Below are 19166 nucleotides of genomic sequence, written 5' to 3' on the forward strand. Positions count from 1 at the left end.
TAGAAGTAATAAAGAGCAGAGTAATAATCCGGAAGAAAGAGGAGGTAATTAAAATGAGTAAAAGCCTGGTAGCATATTTTTCAGCCAGCGGTGTGACTGCAAAGCTGGCAAAGGCACTGGCAGCGGCCGTCGGCGGGGATTTGCATGAGATACAGCCCGTACATCCCTATACAGCGGCGGATCTTGACTGGATGGATAAAAACAGCCGCAGCAGCGTGGAAATGAACGATAAATCCTGCCGTCCGGCCATTGCTAATAAAGTCAGCAATATGGAAGAGTACGACATTGTATATATCGGTTTCCCCATCTGGTGGTATGTAGCGCCCAGGATTGTTCAAACTTTTCTTGAAGCTTATGATCTGAAAGGAAAGACGGTTGTCCCCTTTGCCACCTCTGGCAGCAGCGGGATGGGAAATACCAATGAGGAATTAGAGCCTTCGTGCCCCGGAGCGGTTTTAAAAGAAGGCAGACGCTTCAAAGCAAGCGCGGGAGAAGCGGAACTGAAAGGATGGATTAAGGGTCTGGGGCTGTAAACGGTGAACGGTTTGAGTCTTTGAATGCCTGTAAGTGATATGTATGAAAAAGGCTGCTGTACATAGATTTCCATGAGAGGTAACTTCTATCATACAGCAGCCTCTTTACAATTTATATTACTGCATATTGTTTACCATCTTGTATTTATAAAGCATTTCGGCATGGTTCTGTTCTTCAATCTGAATGTCTGCCAGAAGCTTGCGTACAGGAGGCTCTGAAAAAATAAATACATTTGTATTATATTCAGAAGATACCATTTTCTCTGTCCCAATGCAATCGGTTGCCAGGAAGCAGTCATTTTCCTTTTCTTCCGTCATATCTGTCATCTGATAGGTAGGAGTCGGAGCATATTCCTGGCCGTCTTTATCGTTGCAGTCACAGGACGGTACAGACCCGTTGAGAATCTGCTCCAGAGAATCATAGTGTTGCTGCTCTTTCTTTTCTAAGGTAGAAAAGAGATCCTTCAGAACCGCGTCTTTTGCTTCTTCGTGGTATCGGTGGTATTTTTCAATACAAGTTTTCTCCTGAGTCTGTAAATCCTGAATGGCAGTCAGCTCTTTTTCTTTCAGCATCATAATTAAACACCTCTTTTCAATTGATACTGGATATCTTGCCCAGGTTTCTCTGATTGATGCAGGATTCCCAAATCTTTTATTAATTATAAAAGTTAGCTGCTCCGTTTCATGGTTGCTGTCCGGGGCCCTTATAGTAATATAGATTGTTCACGAAAAATTTATTGTTTAATAGAAGAGAAAGTGCTAGAATAGGGACAGTACGGAAAATGAACACTAACAGGAGCATATGGAATGAAATTATCTGAGAAAATATTTGGTACGCACAGTGCCCGTGAATTAAAAAGAATCACACCTATCGTAGATAAGATCGAATCCCTCCGCCCCGGTATGCAGAAGCTGTCTGATGCAGAACTGACTGGAAAGACCAAAGAATTCAAAGAGCGCCTGGCAAAAGGCGAGACGCTGGATGATATTCTTCCGGAGGCATTTGCTGTAGTGCGTGAGGCGGCAAAAAGGGTTCTGAATATGGAGCATTACCGCGTTCAGCTGGTCGGAGGTATTATCCTGCATCAGGGCCGTATCGCCGAGATGAAGACTGGTGAGGGCAAGACGCTGGTTTCCACGCTGCCTGCGTATCTGAATGCGCTGTCCGGACGAGGCGTTCATATCGTCACAGTCAATGATTATCTGGCGAACCGTGATGCGGAATGGATGGGGAAGGTACATGAATTTCTGGGACTGACGGTCGGCGTCGTTCTGAACTCTATGAAGAATGATGAGCGGCGGGCAGCCTATGCCTGTGATATTACCTATGTGACCAACAACGAACTGGGATTTGATTATCTGCGTGACAACATGGTCATTTACAAGGAACAGCTGGTGCAGAGAGATCTCGCCTACGCTATCATCGACGAGGTCGACTCCGTCCTGATCGATGAAGCCAGGACACCGCTGATCATATCCGGGCAGAGCGGCAAGTCCACAAAGCTATATGAAACCTGTGATATTCTGGCGCAGCAGCTTCAGAAGGGTGAGGCGTCCGGTGAAGTGACCAAGATGACGGCAATCATGGGCGAGGAGATTGTGGAGACCGGTGATTTCATCGTAAATGAAAAGGATAAGGTTGTAACGCTGACTGAAGAAGGCGTGAAGAAGGTGGAGAAGTTTTTCCACATTGAGAACCTGTCTGATCCGGAGAACCTGGAGATCCAGCACAATATCATTTTAGCGCTGAGAGCCCATAATCTGATGTTTAAGGATCAGGATTATGTGGTAAAGGATGATGAAGTTCTGATAGTAGATGAATTTACGGGACGTATCATGCCCGGCAGAAGGTATTCCGACGGACTCCACCAGGCGATTGAGGCCAAGGAACATGTGAAGGTCAGAAGAGAGAGCAAGACTCTTGCTACGATTACCTTCCAGAACTTTTTCAATAAGTATGAGAAAACTGCCGGTATGACCGGTACGGCTCTGACAGAAGAGCAGGAATTCCGCGATATCTATGGTATGGATGTTATTGAGATCCCGACGAACAAACCAGTTGTCCGCATTGATTATGAAGACGCGGTATATATGACTAAAAAAGAGAAGTTCAACGCGGTTGTAGATGAGATCAAGGAGGCCCATACCAAAGGACAGCCTGTTCTGGTCGGCACCATCACAATTGAGACTTCGGAGCTGCTCAGCAGGATGCTGAAGAAAGAGGGGATCGCTCACCAGGTGCTGAACGCCAAATTCCATGAGATGGAGGCGGAGATTGTATCACATGCCGGCGAGGCCGGAACGGTTACGATTGCCACTAACATGGCTGGCCGTGGTACGGACATCAAGCTGGATGATGCGGCCCGCGCCGCTGGCGGCCTGAAGATTATCGGTACGGAGCGCCATGAGGCCAGGCGAATTGACAATCAGCTGCGCGGACGTTCGGGACGTCAGGGAGATCCCGGTGAATCCAGGTTCTATATTTCACTGGAAGATGATCTGATGCGGCTGTTCGGTTCCGATAAGCTGATGGGAATGTTCCGGGCTATGGGTGTTGCTGAGAATGAGCAGATTGAGCATAAGATGCTGACTTCAGCGATTGAAAAGGCTCAGAAGAAGATAGAGGGCAACAACTACGGAATCCGTAAGAATCTGCTGGATTACGACCGTGTGAATAACGAACAGCGTGAGATCATTTATAAGGAAAGGCGCCGCGTGCTGGATGGAGAGAACATGCGGGACGCCATCTTCAAGATGATTTACGATACCGTCGACAGCACTGTGGATATGTGTATTGCCGATGATACGGATGGGGAAGAGTGGGATCTGACGGAGCTGAACCGTCTGCTGCTTCCAGTCATTCCTGTGAAGCCTGTCACTGCGGAACAGACTAAGGGAATCCGTAAGGGCGATTTAAAGCAAAAGCTGAAAGAAGAAGCGGTGAAGCTTTATGAAGAGAAGGAGACAGAGTTCCCTCAGGAAGAGCAGATCCGTGAACTGGAGCGGGTGATACTTCTGAAGGTGATCGACCAGAAATGGATGGACCACATAGACGATATGGATCAGCTCCGCCAGGGCATCGGCCTTCAGGCTTACGGGCAGAGAGACCCCAAGGTTGAATATAAGATGACGGCCTATGACATGTTCAACGAGATGACCAATTCCATTCAGCAGGATACCATCCGGCTATTGTATCATGTGAGAATTGAGCAGAAGGTTGAAAGGGAACAGGTTGCCAAGGTAACTGGAACGAATAAGGACGAAAGCGGTCCGAGAAAGCCGGTTCAGCGTACAGAGAAGAAGATCTATCCCAATGATCCCTGTCCCTGTGGAAGCGGTAAAAAATATAAACAGTGCTGCGGCCGAAAACCGGCTTAATGCGCATATTCACGTGATTAACAGGCCGGACTGCGAAGGCATGTCTGGTCTGTTAATATATTTGCTTCAGGAAGTCCCTCCGCCCAGAGATAAACGGTGCGGAGCGTCCTGCAAGCCCAATACCAGGCAGCATGGCTGCAGGTATGAAACCCAGCGGCGCGTGCCGGACGGCGCCTGTCAGCGCCCATGCCGGATCGAAGTCCGCGGGAATAAAAATTAGAAAGTGGGTGAAACTGTGGTTGAGTTAGATCAGTTTAAGACTGAGCTGAATTCCTACGAGGGACCATTAGTGGAAGTGAGGGATTCACTTTGACCTCGCTAATAAAGAGCAGAGGATCGAAGAATTAGAAAGAAAGATGGAAGAGCCGGGTTTCTGGGATATTCCGGAAAAGGCACAGGAACAGATGAAAGAGCTGGGAAGCCTTAAGGAAGACCGGGACACTTACCGGCAGCTGATAACAGCCAAAGAGGATATGGAAACCCTGATTGAGATGGGTTATGAAGAAAATGACCCTTCCGTAGTGCCGGAGATACAGGAGATGCTGGATGAGTTTAAGGAAAAGTTTGACAGCATCCGGATCAAGACGCTGCTGTCAGGCGAATATGACCGAAACAGCGCGATTCTGAAGCTCAATGCCGGAGCCGGAGGAACCGAAGCCATGGACTGGTGTGGTATGCTGTACCGTATGTATACCCGGTGGGCAGAGAGAAAGGGCTTCACGGTGGAAGAGCTGGACTTTCTGGAAGGCGACGAAGCAGGCGTCAAATCAGTTACATTTCAGGTTAACGGAGAGAATGCTTATGGCTATCTGAAATCAGAAAAAGGAGTACACCGGCTGGTGCGCATCTCGCCGTTCAATGCCAACGGTAAGCGGCAGACCTCTTTCGTATCCTGTGATGTCATGCCGGATATTGAAGATGATATCGATATTGAAGTAAAGGATGAAGACATCCGGGTAGATACCTACCGCTCCAGCGGTGCAGGCGGCCAGCATATCAACAAGACATCATCTGCCATCCGGATCACGCATTTCCCGACCGGAATCGTAGTGACCTGCCAGAATGAGCGGTCCCAGCACATGAACAAGGATAAGGCCATGCAGATGCTGAAGGCGAAGCTCTATATGCTGGCTCAGGAAGAGCAGGCGGCCAAGCTGTCAGGAATCCGCGGCGAAGTGACTGATATCGCCTGGGGCAATCAGATCCGGTCCTATGTCATGCAGCCATATACAATGGTAAAGGATCACAGGACAAACGAGGAACGGGCGCAGGTAGATGCAGTAATGGACGGAGATATCGATCCGTTTATCAACGCATATCTGAAATGGATTGCACTGAAAAAATAAAAAGCAGGAAAACAGGTTGGATAACCGCGCGGGGGAACTGCGCGGTTATCCAATTTCAGTTTGTTTCCAAATGGTTGGGGAGGGGGAAGGGGGTTGAATACCCGGACGAAAACCATAATTTATACTTGCGAAATACGGTAGTTTGTGTTACTATCTTCACTGTGAGTACAAATGTTTTTCGTTGGCGTACAGTAAAGGGAATGGTTAGAACTATGGGTGAGAAATATTATGTTGTAAGGGAAAAAGCTGTGCCGGAGGTGCTTTTGAAGGTGCTGGAGGCAAAGAGGATTATGGACAGCCGGGAACTGACCGTCCAGCAGGCTACGGAGGAGGTCGGGATTAGCCGGAGTTCTTTTTATAAATATCAGGATGATATTTTCCCGTTTCATGATAATGCAAAAGGAAAAACGATCACATTCATATTGCAGATGGATGATGAGCCAGGGCTGCTTTCGGATGTTTTAAGGACGATTGCCGCCTATCATGGGAATATTCTGACGATCCATCAGTCAATACCCATCAATGGAGTGGCAACGCTGACGATCAGTGTGGATATCGCGCCGGAGGTGGGAGATGCATCCGCCATGGTTGAGCATATAGAAGCCCGGTCTGGCGTACATGATTTTAAAATATTAGGCAGGGAGTGAGAAGAAAATGATACAAATCGCAGTATTAGGGTATGGAACCGTAGGTTCCGGCGTGGTGGAGGTTATCGATACCAATCATGCCAGCATCAATAAAAAAGCAGGAGAGGACATTGAAATTAAATATGTCCTGGATCTGAGGGAGTTTCCGGGAGATCCGGTGGAGAAGAAGCTGGTGCACGATTTTGAGACGATCATCAATGATCCGGATGTGAGGATTATTGTGGAGACTATGGGTGGGGTGAACCCGGCCTATGAATTTACGAAACGGGCGCTGCTGGCAGGCAAGAGTGTCTGTACTTCTAATAAAGAGCTGGTGGCTAAGCATGGACCGGAACTTCTGGAGATCGCGAAGGCCAGGGATATTAACTATCTCTTTGAGGCGAGCTGCGGCGGCGGCATTCCGATCATACGGCCGCTGAACTCTTCGCTGACGGCGGATGAGATCGATGAGATCACTGGTATCCTGAACGGCACTACGAATTATATTCTGAGCAAAATGGCCAGTGACGGTTCCGGCTTTGATGAGGCTCTGAAGGAGGCCCAGGAAAAAGGCTATGCAGAGCGGAATCCTGAGGCGGATGTGGAAGGCTACGATGCGTGCAGGAAAATTGCAATTTTATCTTCGCTGGCATTTGGATGCCATGTAGATTTTGAAGACATATATACAGAAGGTATTACAAGGATTACAGCTACAGATATTAAATATGCCCAGGCCATCGGCACGAGCATTAAGCTACTGGCCACCAGCCGGAAGATAGGGGATGGCTTCTATGCCATGGTCAGCCCGGTCATGATCGATTCAAACAACCCGCTGTTCAGTGTACAGGGCGTGTTCAACGCGATATTTATACATGGCAATGTGCTGGGCGATGCCATGTTCTACGGGAGCGGAGCAGGGAAACTGCCTACGGCCAGCGCTGTGGTAGCGGATGTGGTGGATTGTGCAAAACATCTGCACAGGAATATTATGATGAATTGGAGCAGTAAAAAGCTGGAGCTGATGGATATCTCTCAGGTTACAAACCGGTTCTTTGTCCGGGTTGCGGGCAGCATGGCCGGAGAGCTTGCCGGAATTGAGGCTGTGTTCGGAAAAGTGGAACCGATCAGTATTCCCAGCGTTACGGAAGAGTTTGCTTTTATCACTGAGGAAATGACAGAAGCAGAGTATAAAGAAAAAGCAGAAATGGTAACGGGTATCATCAGCATGATCCGCGCCAGGTTCTAAAGGCCTGCTTTAGAGGAGGAATTATTATTATGAAATATCTTGTGATGCTGGGGGATGGCATGGCAGATGAGCCGCTGGAGGCGCTGGGAGGCAAGACTCCGCTGGAATATGCGGACACCCCCGTTTTGGACAGCTACGCGGCCAGGTCTGAGATCGGCATGGTGGCTACCATACCGGCAGGAATGGCTCCGGGCAGCGATACGGCCAATCTGTCGGTTATCGGTTATGATCCGAGGGAGTATTATACGGGACGGTCGCCGCTGGAAGCGCTGAGCATCGGCGTCCCCATGAAGCCCACGGATGTTGCGCTCCGCTGCAATATTGTTACGCTCTCTGAAGATGATGTTCCTTATGAGAAGAAAACGATCATTGACCACAGCTCCGATGAGATCAGCACAGAAGATGCGGCAATCCTGTTAAAAGCTGTGGCTGAAGAGCTGCAGGATGAAACGTACCAGTTTTATGTGGGTACCAGCTACCGCCACTGTCTGATCTGGGCCGGGGGCCAGGTAGTTCCGCTGATACCGCCCCATGACGTTTTGGGCCAGGTGATCGGACAATACCTTCCGGCAGATAAGAAGCTGAGGGAGATGCAGGAACGGAGCTTTGAGATATTGTCAAAGCATCCTGTTAACCTGGAACGGAAGAAAAAAGGCCTGAATCCCGCCAACAGCTTTTGGTTTTGGGGGGCCGGTACGAAGCCGGCTCTGTCTCCGTTTTACGAGAAATATAAAAAGCGTGGAGTTATGATCTCTGCTGTCGATCTGCTGAAGGGAATTGCCGTCGGGGCGGGAATCGAGAATAAGATCGTGCCCGGCGCCAACGGCGGACTAAATACTAACTATGAGGGAAAAGCCCAGACTGCAGTGGATGCACTTCTGAAAGAGGGGTATGACTTTGCCTATATCCACCTGGAAGCTCCGGATGAGATGGGCCATCAGGGAAGCGTGGAAAAGAAGGTCCGGGCCATCGCGAATATGGACCGGAGGATTCTCGGCCCGATCCGTGAGCAGATGGACGCTTCCGGAGAGGATTACCGCCTGCTGGTGCTCCCGGATCATCCGACGCCGATCCGCGTCCGCACCCATGTGCCGGACCCGGTGCCTTACCTTCTGTATGACACCACGGCACCCGGGAAATATGACTGGCATTACAATGAAAGGGAAGCTGCGAAAAGCGGCAGATTCATTGACAGAGGCTGTGAGCTGATGGGATATCTTTTTTCAAAATAATGAGTTGGAGACCGCCTGTCTCCGGTTGACGGACTTTTGCAATCGCAGAAGCCGGGAACCGGAGGCAGGCGTTTTTTACTATAAAAGCCCCGGACGGCAGCCGGGCTTGGGGCATGCTTGCATGCACCGAAGCACGGGTATCGAACGGGCAAGAAAGTATGAGCAAGCAGGCCGGCAGGAATCAAAAGTGTTGCTTTATAATATGGCTGATGCTATAATTATCTGGTGAAGGTACCAAGAATTACTGGCGCCGGATGAAACGATTACCGGTTGCAGAGAGGTCTGAACATGGATAAAGTAAAAACAAAGAGCGGCCATCGGAACTGGATGCTTCTGTTGATTTTCGCCGCCGCCGTCCTCCTGCTGGGCGCCGGTTACTGGCTGTATCAGAAGAGCATCGGGCAGGCGGCCTACTCAACCACTGTCTCCTTCATGGAGCAGATCGCCGACCACGATCAGATGAATATTGTCAATCAGCTGAACAGCAAGTGGGAATACCTGGAGTCCATTTTGGAACGGATCAGAATGACCCGCAACAGTGACATCGAGGAGGTTCTCTACAATCTGGGCGTAGAATCCCGCGCGACGTCTTTTGTACAGCTGAATCTCGTCACGGACCAAGATAAGGTGCTCAACAGCGCGTACCTGGAATCCGCCCTGGAGAACGCGCCCTGGTATGAGGCATACCGGCAGGCGGAGGGCAATTTTGCCGTCAGATACAGTGAGAGCAGCCGGGAGCGGTGGGGCGATTATCTGGTGTATGGGATCAGACTGAAGGAATCCATCACATGCGAAGGCGTGAATATATCGGGAGTGGTGGGCCTGGTGCCGATCTCAGAGATAGCCAGCCAGATGCGCATGGACAGCTTTGACGGGCGCGGCATGGCCATTGTGATGCTCCCGACGGGGGAGATCATCACGGCCAGCCAGAATTACAGCACGCCTGACCAGAATTATCTGTATCCGCTGAAAAACGCCAGCTTTCGGAACGGAGGCTCCTACGACGCCTGCAGACAGGCGATAGAGAACAAAGAAAAACTATTTACTTCATATAGCTGGAAAGGAAAAAGCTATTATGTGCTGTTTCAGCCGATGAATCACGGGAGCAACAATGGCTGGTATCTCGTGGTGCAGGTTTCCACGGATGTGACCGCTGAGCAGGTGAGCACGCTGATTGTCCGTTCCATACCTTTCTTTCTCATCATGGGCGTGATGATCCTGATCATCACCTATTTTGTCTACAGAAGCCTCAATTCAGCCAAAATTGCCCGGGCGTCCGAGCAGGCGAAGTCCGCCTTTCTGGCCAATATGAGTCACGAGATACGGACGCCGCTCAACGGCATTGTAGGGCTGCACTATCTGATGCGCAGCAGCCTGGACGACAGGGAAAAGCTGGAGGAATACCTGAAGAAGGCCGAGATATCCGCGGAATTTCTCAAAGGGGTGATCACAGACGTTCTGGACATGTCCAAGATCGAGAGCGGCCAGCTGGAATTCTATCCCCGTGAGATGAACCTGTTCGCTCTGGTGGAAGAGATCAAAATTTTGCTGGAGACGCAGGCGGAGGAAAAGGGAATTGTTTTCCAGGTGGACTGCGCGGGACTGAACAAGCCGCTGGTACTGGGGGACGCTCTGCGGGTCAAGCAGGTGCTGACCAATCTTCTGGGAAACGCTCTGAAATTCACGCCCGAAGGAGGGCATGTGACTTTGACCGTCAGTCAGGAGGAGGGCCGGGAAACGGTTCAGACCCTATTTACCGTGGCGGATACAGGGTGCGGAATGAGCCAGGAATTTCTGGATAAGATCTGGCTGCCATTTGAACAGGAACGGAGAATCGCTTCACAGAGCGGCACCGGCCTGGGCACGACGCTGAGCAAGACGCTGGTGGAGAAGATGAACGGTACCATCGAGGTAGAAAGCAGGGAGGGAGAGGGCACAGTGTTCCGCGTGGCCATTCCTTTCCCGGCGGTACAGGAGCAAAAGGCCGCAGAACTCTCCGCGGAGGAGGAGAATTCTTCCTGGGAGCTGGCGGGGAAGCAGGTTCTGATCGTGGAAGATAATGAAATCAACCGGATGATCCTTGGCGCCATATTGGAGGAACAGGGCTGCGTGCTGACAGAAGCAGCAGACGGGGCGGAGGCGCTGTCCGTTTTTGAACACAGCTCTCCCGGTTTCTTCGATCTGATCCTCATGGATGTACAGATGCCGGTTATGAACGGATATGAGGCGGCCCGCCGGATTCGCGCGCTTTCCCGTCCGGATGCTGAACAGGTGCCGATATTTTCGATCACGGCGAACGCTTTTCGGGAGGATGTGGAAAAGGCCTTGGAAGCAGGCATGAATGACGTGATCACGAAGCCGTTGGATGTCAAACTTTTATTGGTAAAGATTCGGAATCTTAAAGAGCAGGAGGATGGTAAACGATGAGAATGAAATGGCTGTGTATGGCGCTGGCGGCCGCCGTCTGCCTGAATCTGGCAGGCTGCGCGCCGGGACAGAAGAAAGCCGTAAAACAGGTGACGCTCACAATCAAAACTCCGCCGATTGGATTCGGCACAGTGCCGGGGCTGGGTGAGAAGGAAAGCTATGACCTGTTTGTGGCCGCGGCAGAGAAGTTTTCCGCACAGTATGATACCTATGAGGTCAGCTTTGAAATCAGCAAGTACGACTATCTGGATGAAAAGGAACAGCTGGCGGATAAGCAGGGCACAGATGAGGCGGCGGATATATATTATTCCGGTTCGTGGAATACACCGTCCTATGTGGCCAGAGGATGGCTGGTGCCGCTGGACGATATCGTTGACGATGAACTGAGGAAGGACATTGACGAGACGATTTGGGAACAGAATACCATCGGGGGAAAGGTGTATATCATGCCTTTTCAGCAGCTTCAGAACACGCTGATCGTGAACCGGACCATGATGAAGGAAGCGGGACTGGAGGAGTACATACCGGAGGGCGATGAGATAGCCCATTGGTCCACTGAGGAATTTGATACGATCCTGCATGCTCTGGGTGATTCTCTCACAGAGGATAATCAGTTCGCCTTCATGATGTACGCTGCCAACAACCAGGGCGACAGCCATATCATGACACTTTTGCGGGCCTTTGGCGGCACGCTGTATGACGAGAACGGGAATTTTCACGTGAATACGCCGGAGGGAATTGCAGCGCTTGAGTGGATTCAGGAGCTGAATACGCAGGGGATCACTCCTAAGGGGTCGGAAAACCTGGAACTGCTGGACTGCGTCAATCTGTTCTATAACGGACAGCTCGCGATCTGCCTGGGAAATCTCACCAACCTGTGGGATGCCTGGAATAAAGGGCTGGACGTATTTGCGGCTAATTTCCCCAGCATGGACGGGGAGGGATACTGCACCAGCAGCACCAACGGCTTCTGCGTGTTTGACAATGGGGACGCAGACCGGATACAGGCGGCCAAAGACTTTATCCGGTTCATCTATACGGACGACGAGCTGATGAACTATGCGCTGGGCACGCTGCCTGTGAACCAGTCCGTCATCAGAGAGCATAAGGGAGAGATTCGGATGCTGCAGGAATATGGCGGGAACATGGCCAATTCGGTGGATAACATCCGGAACAGCCTGGGCTGGCAGGGAGTGCGGGATGTGTTTTACAAGAACATTCAGAATCTTCTGCGTGGAAACAGGACGCCGGAGGAGACGGCTGCGGATATCGACGACAGCTGCAACGCGGCGCTGAAACAGGGCCGTGAAGAAGCCAAAACGTAAGTAATGACTGTGACAGAAAGGCCGGAACATATGAACAAAGACAGCTCCAGAGAGAAAGACAGGAATTGGGAAATCTCATTTTTCCCGGTGGTGAGGTACGGAACGGTGTTTTGCGCTCTGCTTCTGCTGGTGATTCTGATCGGAGGCGCTGTGCTCAGCCTGAGCCAGATGAAAACCCGCGCAAAATCTTCTCTGACCAGTTCTCATGCTCAGATTTCCCAGCGGATAGAAGAATCGGTCACTCTATTAGAGTCTCTGGCAGGCCTGCCGGAATTCTATGATCCGGAGATACCGCCGATCGAGAAGGTGAAAAAGCTGGATCAGATGTCCCCTCACTTCGGGTATCTGATGATCTGCTATGTGGATGCGGACATCATCGTCTATTCCGACGGCTCGGAGCCGGCCAGCCTGGCCAGCAGGGAATATATGCAGCAGCTGTTTTCCACCGGACAGAGGCAGGTGACAGACAGCTTCGCCGCGGGCGCGGACGGCGTAACCCTCAATTACACGGTGGCGGTCCCTTTGTTTGAGGAAAACGGGGAGAAGATTAGCGGCTGCCTGTTCTGCGCGATCTATTTTGACGAGGTGACAGAGATCCTGCAGCAGTCGGCGAGCGCCAACAGAGCAGAGGCGACGCTGATCGGGTCGCGGGGACAGATCATGTCTTCTACAGTCGGCCTGCCCTATGGCGATCCGGTGATGGATGTGCTGAGGAACGCCAGACTGTTTGGAACCACGGCGGACCGCCTGGAAGAACAGATGCTGGCCAGAATGCCCGGAGACTATTGGAGCCTGCGGGACGGAATGCTTTATTATACCGTCTTTCAGCGGGTGGAGAACACAGGATGGGATATTCTTTCATCCGTCAGCTTCGGAACGGTTTTTGCGGAGAACCTGCCGAGTTTATTACTGGTGCTGTGCCTGGGCATCTTTTTGTGCACAGGACTGATGCTTCTGATCCGGAGGTATATCGCAGGCCAGATGAAGGTAGTCGACGTCCTGGTCCATTCTGTGGAAGAGCTGGAAAAGAAAATTTATCATGACGAACGCCCGGACGGCGTGGATTTCAATGAGATCATCCGCCTGACCGGGGACGGTCTGACGGACAGCTTGACCAATATGGTGACCCGTTCGGTATTCCTGAACCAGGCGGAGGCCCGGCTTGGGAAGCTGAATCCGGAGCTGATCAGCGCCCTCTGCTTTGTGGATATGGATAATCTGAAATACATCAACGATACCTTAGGCCACATCGGCGGCGACATCGCTCTGAAAAGTGTCGGCTACATCCTGCGTGAGTATGAGAAGAAATATGACGGTGTGGCGGGCAGATACGGCGGAGATGAATTTGTACTGCTGCTGCCGGACCTGGATGACATGGAAGAGCTGACCGGCCTTTTGGATGAGCTGGTGCTGCGCCTTCATGCGCAGATCGGCTCCAATGGCAGGGACATCCCGGTGCAGTGCAGCGTCGGCGTGGCCGTCTGCCGGGCAGACTCGAAGCTGGAAGAGGTGATCGCGGCGGCCGATGAAGCGCTGTATTTTGTGAAACAAAACGGCAAGGGTTACTATAAAATTCATCAGATCTGAGGTGTGTATGAAACATAGGATCAGGCGCTGGCTTCCGGCTTGTGCGGCATGGTGCTTATCGCTGGCGCTGTCAGCGGGGCTTTTTGCGTGGATGCGGCAGACATTGACAGGAGTCCGCCGTTCGGAAGCGGAGAACATACTGCATTTTTACGTTGATAATATAGAATATAAGCTTCAGGGCAAGCTGAGCGGAGCTGACGCACTGGCGCAGACCGCCTATGTGATGAAGGACAGGGGCAGCGGATGGTTTGAACGGGCGGCCGAAATCCTGCTGGAACGGGAGGAGGTGCGCTACGTCTGTCTGATTGAGGGAGATACGGTGACAGAGGCGTTGCCGGAAGCACTCTATGGGGGGCAGGCCGGCCGGGGACTGGATGAGTTCTCCTATATCTATACGATGGCAAAGGTTGTCAAGGAGCTGGTGGTGGAAGGGCCGGTCGTCATGGAAGGTGACGCCGGAGGCCGTGAGGTGTTTTTATTCCTGCAGCCGTTTACGGAAGAGAACGCATATCTGGGGGAGATCGTCGTGGCACTGGACCGGGATTATGTGCTGGATCAGCTGGGGTTTGGCAGTCTGTCCGAACGGGGATATGCGTATGAATTGTGGCGCGTTGAGCCGCAGAATGGGGGAAAGGAAGTCATCACAGTCTCGGACGATGAAACGGATTTTTCCTCAGCGGTCAAGGAGACGTTTTATCTGCCGACCCAGTGGAATATCAGCATACAGCCCGCTGACGGGTGGTTCAGTCCCGGGGAAAATATTTTGTCAGGGCTGCTGTGCCTGGGAGCTATGGCCCTCATGCTGTCACTGATGTGGTCGCTGGCGAAGCTGCGGAGAAAGAGCATGCGTTTAAATAAGCTGTCTCTGACGGACAGCCAGACCGGCATGTGGAACCGGAAAGGATTTACCGCGGAGCTGGAATCCGGATTTTCGAAGAGAGAAATGTCCGTGAGCCTGTTTCTCTTCGTCTTTGAGGGCTATGACCAGGTGGCGCAGCTGATCGGACCGGAGGAAGAGGCCGCTTTTCTGAAGAGCATTCCCCAGAAGCTGGCGGATTATATCCATAATCCTTTTTTTGCCGGACGCCTGAGCGCGGGGAGCTTTGCGGCGGCCGTCTGCGAAGAAATGTCAGACCAGCAGCTGGAGGACTTCGCCCGGGGACTGTCTCTGGAGCTCATATTGAAAGTCAGGATCAACGGCAAGAAGAGCTTTCTGACAGCCCGCTACCGGACGGCGTGCTTCCGGCCGGGTGAAAGCAGCGCTGAAGCTGCTCTCGGGACACTGATCAGCGCGTATTATGAGCAGAGAGCCCAGGAATCTCCGGTGCGCCGGCTCCGGGAAAACTGCATGCGGCTGATAGAGGGAAAAAGCGACGTGACCTTTGACGAATACTCGGATATGGAAATGACGGAGCTGTCAAAGACCTTTAATCAATACCGCAGGCAGGTAGAACAGCTCGCGTATTTTGACCCGGCCTTTCATGTGGGGAACCGGTCGAAATACCTGAGAGATGCCGGCACACTGATCAACTACGATAAAAAAAGGCCCTTTCATCTGTTCTGCATAGATATCTGCGCGTTCAGCCAGTATAATGAAATGTTCAGCGCAGAGACCGGGGACGCCATTCTCAATGAAGTCATACACAGGCTGTCGAGGACCTTCGGCACCTATCTGTACCGGATTAACGGAGATGTGTTCCTGGGTCTCATGCTCACCGATGAGACAGAAGAAAGGGTCACCCAAAGGCTCCATGATTTGCTTGCGGCGCCGGTGGTGGCCGGTAACACGTCATTTTCCCTGCAGGTGCGGGTCGCGGCGTGCAGGTATCCGGAAAGCGGGGGGAGCCCGGATGCTCTGCTGGACCGCATTCAGTCCGCCCTGCGGCATGCAAAGGAATCAGGACGGAAAACAGTCATATATGATCTGGCGCTGGATCAGGCGATACGGATGGAGTCGGAGATTCTGCACCGCATGAGGGCCTCTGTCCGCCGGGGAGAGCTGGAAGTCTGGTACCAGCCGATCATGCATCTGGGGAGCGGCCGTTTCACGGCCGTGGAAGCTCTTGTGCGGCTGCCGGACGGAAACGGCGGATATTATTCGTCTGAACAGGTGGTTGATCTGGCGGAGCGGAGGGGAATGGTCAAGGAGTTCGGCGATTACGTCCTGGACCGGGCCGGACGCTTCATGAACTCTCAGGGCAGTGAGCTGGGGCTGCTTCGTATGTGTGTGAATCTGTCCGTTCAACAGCTTCTGGTGGGGAACAGTGTGGAACAGCTGTTGGAGCTGATCCGTTCCACAGGCGTGAAAGCGGATCAGATCACGCTGGAGATCACAGAGAGCATACTGATTCAATCGGTTGAATTTGCCAGGGGAGCGCTGGAACAGCTGCGGCAGACGGGCCTGCACATTGCGCTGGATGATTTCGGAGCGGGTTACAGCAGCCTGAATTACCTGTTTAACCTGCCGGTGGATGTGGTCAAAATAGACCGGTCGCTCACCAGTCAGATCCGCACAAATCCGAAACAGAACACGCTGCTTCGGGCGATTGTGAAGATGGCTAAAATCAACTCGCTGACGGTTGTTCTGGAAGGAATAGAAACGCCGGAGGAACAGGAGCTGATCAAAACTTCAGGAGCTGAATTTGTGCAGGGCTTCTGCTATGCCAGGCCGATGCGTGAGGACGAGCTGGTCAGCTTTTTAAAGGAAAGGAATCTTGAGAAATCTGTCGGGTCAAGTTATAATAACTGAAAAGGCAGGTGGAACGATGAAGGATGGTACGGTTGTATATGAGAGGGTCTATCAGATCCTGAGAAATAAAATAGAAAGCGGGCTGCTCCCTTATGGGTCGAAACTGCCCTCCCGGGCAGACCTGTGCCTGGAATTCAAAACGTCTGAGAAGACTGTGCGCAGGGCGGTGGAACTGCTGGCACAGGCGGGATATATAGAGACCATGAAGAGAAGGCGGCCCGTGATCGTCTATCGCCAGGGAGATGGATGCGGAAAAGGGCTGCTGCCACTTCAGAAAGCGGATGCCACAGTGGCCGGCGACATATTGAAGACGGGAATATTTCTCTGCTATCCGGTGATCAGCCATGGGATTTCTCTCTGCACGCAGGAAGACTGGAGGATTCCTGAGACTATTTTTGAGAAAATGGATCCTGGGGAGCCGAAGGACTTCTGGAAACTGTCAAGTAGATTCTGGAGATTCTTCATCCTGAGAAATGAAAATGAAATCATACTTCAGGCTGTGGACAGCCTGGGACTGAATGAACTGCAGCCCCGGCCCGGCACGCTTGATCTCCGGACGGATTATCATAACAGGTTACAAAATTTTATTCGGGCCGTAAAGAACGGAGGCTGTACCAGGAGTGTTCAATTTCCGGATCTTTCCGCGCTATACGGCTATCTCCCGGAACAGAGGCTCTGTGTGCTTCCTCACAAGGTGGCTCCGGATTCTCCTCTGTGCATTGGTTCAAAGGTGCTGGAACGGAAGGTCAGCAGGGAGGAAGAACGCTATTCCCGTGTATATCTTGACATTCTGGGGCTGATAGCTGTAGGCAGATACCGGCCGGGGCAACGCCTCCCTTCCCATGCCCAGCTATGCCAAACGTACGGGGTGAGTGTTGACACGACGATCAAAGCGGTGCGGCTGCTGCAGGAGTGGGGAGCGGTGAAGGCGGTCCGGGGCAGAGGCATTTTCGTTTTAAAAGATCTGGAAGAGCTGAAGCAGATTCAGATTCCCCTGGAATTGATCGCCTGTCATGTCCGCAGATTTCTGGACGGCCTGGAGCTTTTATCTCTGACGGTCGAAGGGACTGCGGCCCACGCGGCTTCCTGCATAACCTGCGATGAGGCTGCAATGCTGGCCGGCCGGTTGGAAAAGCTTTGGAATGAAAAGTATTTGTACCAACTCTCTCCGATTGTTCTGTTAGAATATATTACAGACCATATCCAGCTTCAGTCACTGCGTGTGATTTATCAAATGATACTGAATCACTATCATATCGGGAGGGGAATACCAAAACTGGTTGAACTGAATAAGACGGAAGAGAATTGCCGGATTCACCGGGAGTGTCTGGATGCTGTGAGGTGTCTGACGGAAAGGGAGCCTGAAGAATTCGCGAAGAAAGCTGGACAGATGTTCAGATATACGCATCGTCTGGTCATAGAACGATGCCGGCAGCTTGGTTACTGGGAGGCTGCTGAGAATGCCTATGATGGCAGTCTTCTGTGGAAATAGCCGGGCCAAAAGGACCCGGCTATATTTCGTGCCGCACATCCCGGTAGAACATAGCCAGCGTGGTTTCCTGATAGGGAAGAATCCAGAGGAAGCCCAGCATGCAGCTGGCTGCGCCGAGGAGATACATGCCTGCGAAGCTGATCCGCAGATAAAACAGCCGGCCTTTCAGGCCCCGCATGAGCAACGAACTCTCACGAAGCGCAGCCATGGGGCGCAGTTCCGAATTGTCGATCAGCAGGTAAATGGACAGTGCAAACCATAGGGTGACTATAATCGTGAGCACCATGGCAATGATATTCCAGGCCCAGAACAACAGGTTGTAGCTCAGAACCGAAAGGATTTTCTGATCTGCCAGATGGTTCAGATAAAGGACGGGGAGCTGGAACAGGGTGGCAATCGCCGTCAGAATCAGTTCAATGATCAGAAAATGATCTGCTTGGTGGGTGAAGGCATAAAAGATATCGCCAAAAGCGGCCTGCTGCGCCCTGCTGATGGTGAGCGCCAGCTTTGCCAGCCCCACATTCAGCATGTTCACCAGTACGGAAATCATGAAAGACACCAGCAGCTGGCTCAGAAACAGAGGCAGGCTGGAAGGCGCGCCGAACAGCGAGGAGGGGATGGATTCAGCGATGGCGGAAACCAGCATGACGAGTATCAGGAAAGCGATAAAAAGACCGTATTTGCCCTTGAGGGCGCTTCTGGCCATGCGTTTTAAATAAGCAGAATATTGTCTCATAATACATCTCCTTCAAAAAGCTCCCATTCTGTCCGGGAAATATCTGGTGAGGGACAGGACACCAGCACTGCCATGGGGCTGTCTCCGAAATAATCCGAACTATCCCCGGAATCACCGTAATAATATTCGTACAGCTCCTGTATCTGCTTAATATAAGGGTCCATCACACCGGAACGGAGCATATATATGCCGGCTCCCACAATGGCTGTCTCAATGGCAAGTCCGGTAATAGACAGCATCAGCCCCACCTTCGGAAGCGATTTCATCCGTCCGGATCCCCTGGAAAGCAGAGCGAACAATATACCCAGCGCTCCCGCGATAAAAGAGAGGCCAGTGATCAGGAGAATCATAGAACAAATCCCCAGGACAAGAGCGGCAGTGCCCATGCCTGGAGATGAATCATCGGCAGGATATCCGTAGTTTTCCATCTGTATTTTCCTTTCTGTATTGCATGTGTTTTATTAGCCGCTGTTCACAGAGGGAACAGCA

At 51.8% G+C, this 19166-nt stretch carries 14 protein-coding genes; 11 read left to right on the plus strand and 3 right to left on the minus strand.

The annotated features are described in order from the left end of the window. The first annotated feature begins 53 nt into the window (after positions 1–53). On the plus strand, positions 54–533 hold the full coding sequence (locus tag H9Q79_RS15035) for a flavodoxin (RefSeq protein ID WP_118647647.1): 480 nt from the start codon (positions 54–56) through the stop codon (positions 531–533). A 117-nt stretch (positions 534–650) separates the two neighbouring features. Here H9Q79_RS15035 and H9Q79_RS15040 read toward each other — a convergent pair whose 3' ends face one another. Then, a complete protein-coding gene (locus H9Q79_RS15040; RefSeq protein WP_118647645.1) occupies positions 651–1109 on the minus strand; it encodes a ferritin-like domain-containing protein in 459 nt (152 codons plus the stop codon). 231 nt (positions 1110–1340) lie between these two features. On the opposite strand from H9Q79_RS15040, the gene secA reads away from it, so the two are divergent. The 10 genes from secA to H9Q79_RS15090 all read left to right on the plus strand — a co-directional run bounded on the left by secA (position 1341) and on the right by H9Q79_RS15090 (position 17941). Next, positions 1341–3911 (plus strand): preprotein translocase subunit SecA, encoded by a 2571-nt coding sequence (gene secA / locus H9Q79_RS15045; RefSeq protein ID WP_118647643.1) that lies wholly within the window; start codon positions 1341–1343, stop codon positions 3909–3911. Positions 3912–4146: 235 nt separating this feature from the next. Beyond that, positions 4147–5257, plus strand: a protein-coding gene (gene prfB, locus H9Q79_RS15050) for a peptide chain release factor 2 (RefSeq protein WP_118647639.1) whose coding sequence is annotated in 2 segments (ribosomal slippage) — positions 4147–4221 and positions 4223–5257 — 1110 coding nt in all. Because the reading frame shifts where the segments join, the coding sequence is not laid out codon by codon here. 212 nt (positions 5258–5469) lie between these two features. Beyond that, positions 5470–5904, plus strand: a complete 435-nt coding sequence (locus H9Q79_RS15055; protein WP_118647637.1) for an ACT domain-containing protein — start codon at positions 5470–5472, stop codon at positions 5902–5904. A 7-nt stretch (positions 5905–5911) separates the two neighbouring features. After that, positions 5912–7129, plus strand: coding sequence for a homoserine dehydrogenase (locus tag H9Q79_RS15060; RefSeq protein WP_118647635.1), 1218 nt, complete (start codon positions 5912–5914; stop codon positions 7127–7129). 29 nt (positions 7130–7158) lie between these two features. Then, positions 7159–8361 (plus strand): cofactor-independent phosphoglycerate mutase, encoded by a 1203-nt coding sequence (locus H9Q79_RS15065; protein WP_118647633.1) that lies wholly within the window; start codon positions 7159–7161, stop codon positions 8359–8361. Between the two features lie 288 nt (positions 8362–8649). Beyond that, positions 8650–10788: an ATP-binding protein gene (locus H9Q79_RS15070; protein ID WP_118647629.1), complete on the plus strand. Its 2139-nt coding sequence runs from the start codon at positions 8650–8652 to the stop codon at positions 10786–10788. Beyond that, positions 10785–12113 carry an ABC transporter substrate-binding protein gene (locus H9Q79_RS15075; RefSeq protein WP_118647627.1) on the plus strand — a complete coding sequence of 443 codons (1329 nt, stop codon included), beginning with the start codon at positions 10785–10787 and terminating at the stop codon, positions 12111–12113. Before H9Q79_RS15070 ends, H9Q79_RS15075 begins: the two co-directional genes overlap by 4 nt. A gap of 30 nt (positions 12114–12143) precedes the next feature. Next, positions 12144–13700 (plus strand): sensor domain-containing diguanylate cyclase, encoded by a 1557-nt coding sequence (locus tag H9Q79_RS15080; protein ID WP_249328658.1) that lies wholly within the window; start codon positions 12144–12146, stop codon positions 13698–13700. Positions 13701–13707: 7 nt separating this feature from the next. Beyond that, positions 13708–16449 carry a bifunctional diguanylate cyclase/phosphodiesterase gene (locus H9Q79_RS15085; protein WP_249328659.1) on the plus strand — a complete coding sequence of 914 codons (2742 nt, stop codon included), beginning with the start codon at positions 13708–13710 and terminating at the stop codon, positions 16447–16449. Positions 16450–16465: 16 nt separating this feature from the next. Continuing rightward, positions 16466–17941, plus strand: coding sequence for a GntR family transcriptional regulator (locus H9Q79_RS15090; protein ID WP_249328660.1), 1476 nt, complete (start codon positions 16466–16468; stop codon positions 17939–17941). A gap of 19 nt (positions 17942–17960) precedes the next feature. Here the strand turns inward: H9Q79_RS15090 and H9Q79_RS15095 are convergent, their stop codons facing one another. Both H9Q79_RS15095 and H9Q79_RS15100 read right to left on the minus strand, forming a co-directional pair. Then, entirely contained in the window at positions 17961–18677 is a 717-nt protein-coding gene (locus H9Q79_RS15095; RefSeq protein ID WP_118647624.1) for a DUF975 family protein, read from the minus strand. Further along, positions 18674–19105, minus strand: a complete 432-nt coding sequence (locus H9Q79_RS15100; protein WP_118647622.1) for a hypothetical protein — start codon at positions 19103–19105, stop codon at positions 18674–18676. Before H9Q79_RS15100 ends, H9Q79_RS15095 begins: the two co-directional genes overlap by 4 nt. Positions 19106–19166 lie beyond the last annotated feature (61 nt).

It is taken from the genome of Wansuia hejianensis, from assembly GCF_014337215.1.
Classification (GTDB): Bacteria; Bacillota; Clostridia; order Lachnospirales; family Lachnospiraceae; genus Scatomonas; species Scatomonas hejianensis.

Coding starts and splice junctions, on each gene's coding strand:
- H9Q79_RS15035 (WP_118647647.1), top strand. CDS start 54: ATGAGTAAAAGCCTGGTAGCATATTTTTCAGCCAGCGGTGTGACTGCA.
- H9Q79_RS15040 (WP_118647645.1), bottom strand. CDS start 1,109: ATGATGCTGAAAGAAAAAGAGCTGACTGCCATTCAGGATTTACAGACT.
- secA (WP_118647643.1), top strand. CDS start 1,341: ATGAAATTATCTGAGAAAATATTTGGTACGCACAGTGCCCGTGAATTA.
- H9Q79_RS15055 (WP_118647637.1), top strand. CDS start 5,470: ATGGGTGAGAAATATTATGTTGTAAGGGAAAAAGCTGTGCCGGAGGTG.
- H9Q79_RS15060 (WP_118647635.1), top strand. CDS start 5,912: ATGATACAAATCGCAGTATTAGGGTATGGAACCGTAGGTTCCGGCGTG.
- H9Q79_RS15065 (WP_118647633.1), top strand. CDS start 7,159: ATGAAATATCTTGTGATGCTGGGGGATGGCATGGCAGATGAGCCGCTG.
- H9Q79_RS15070 (WP_118647629.1), top strand. CDS start 8,650: ATGGATAAAGTAAAAACAAAGAGCGGCCATCGGAACTGGATGCTTCTG.
- H9Q79_RS15075 (WP_118647627.1), top strand. CDS start 10,785: ATGAGAATGAAATGGCTGTGTATGGCGCTGGCGGCCGCCGTCTGCCTG.
- H9Q79_RS15080 (WP_249328658.1), top strand. CDS start 12,144: ATGAACAAAGACAGCTCCAGAGAGAAAGACAGGAATTGGGAAATCTCA.
- H9Q79_RS15085 (WP_249328659.1), top strand. CDS start 13,708: ATGAAACATAGGATCAGGCGCTGGCTTCCGGCTTGTGCGGCATGGTGC.
- H9Q79_RS15090 (WP_249328660.1), top strand. CDS start 16,466: ATGAAGGATGGTACGGTTGTATATGAGAGGGTCTATCAGATCCTGAGA.
- H9Q79_RS15095 (WP_118647624.1), bottom strand. CDS start 18,677: ATGAGACAATATTCTGCTTATTTAAAACGCATGGCCAGAAGCGCCCTC.
- H9Q79_RS15100 (WP_118647622.1), bottom strand. CDS start 19,105: ATGGAAAACTACGGATATCCTGCCGATGATTCATCTCCAGGCATGGGC.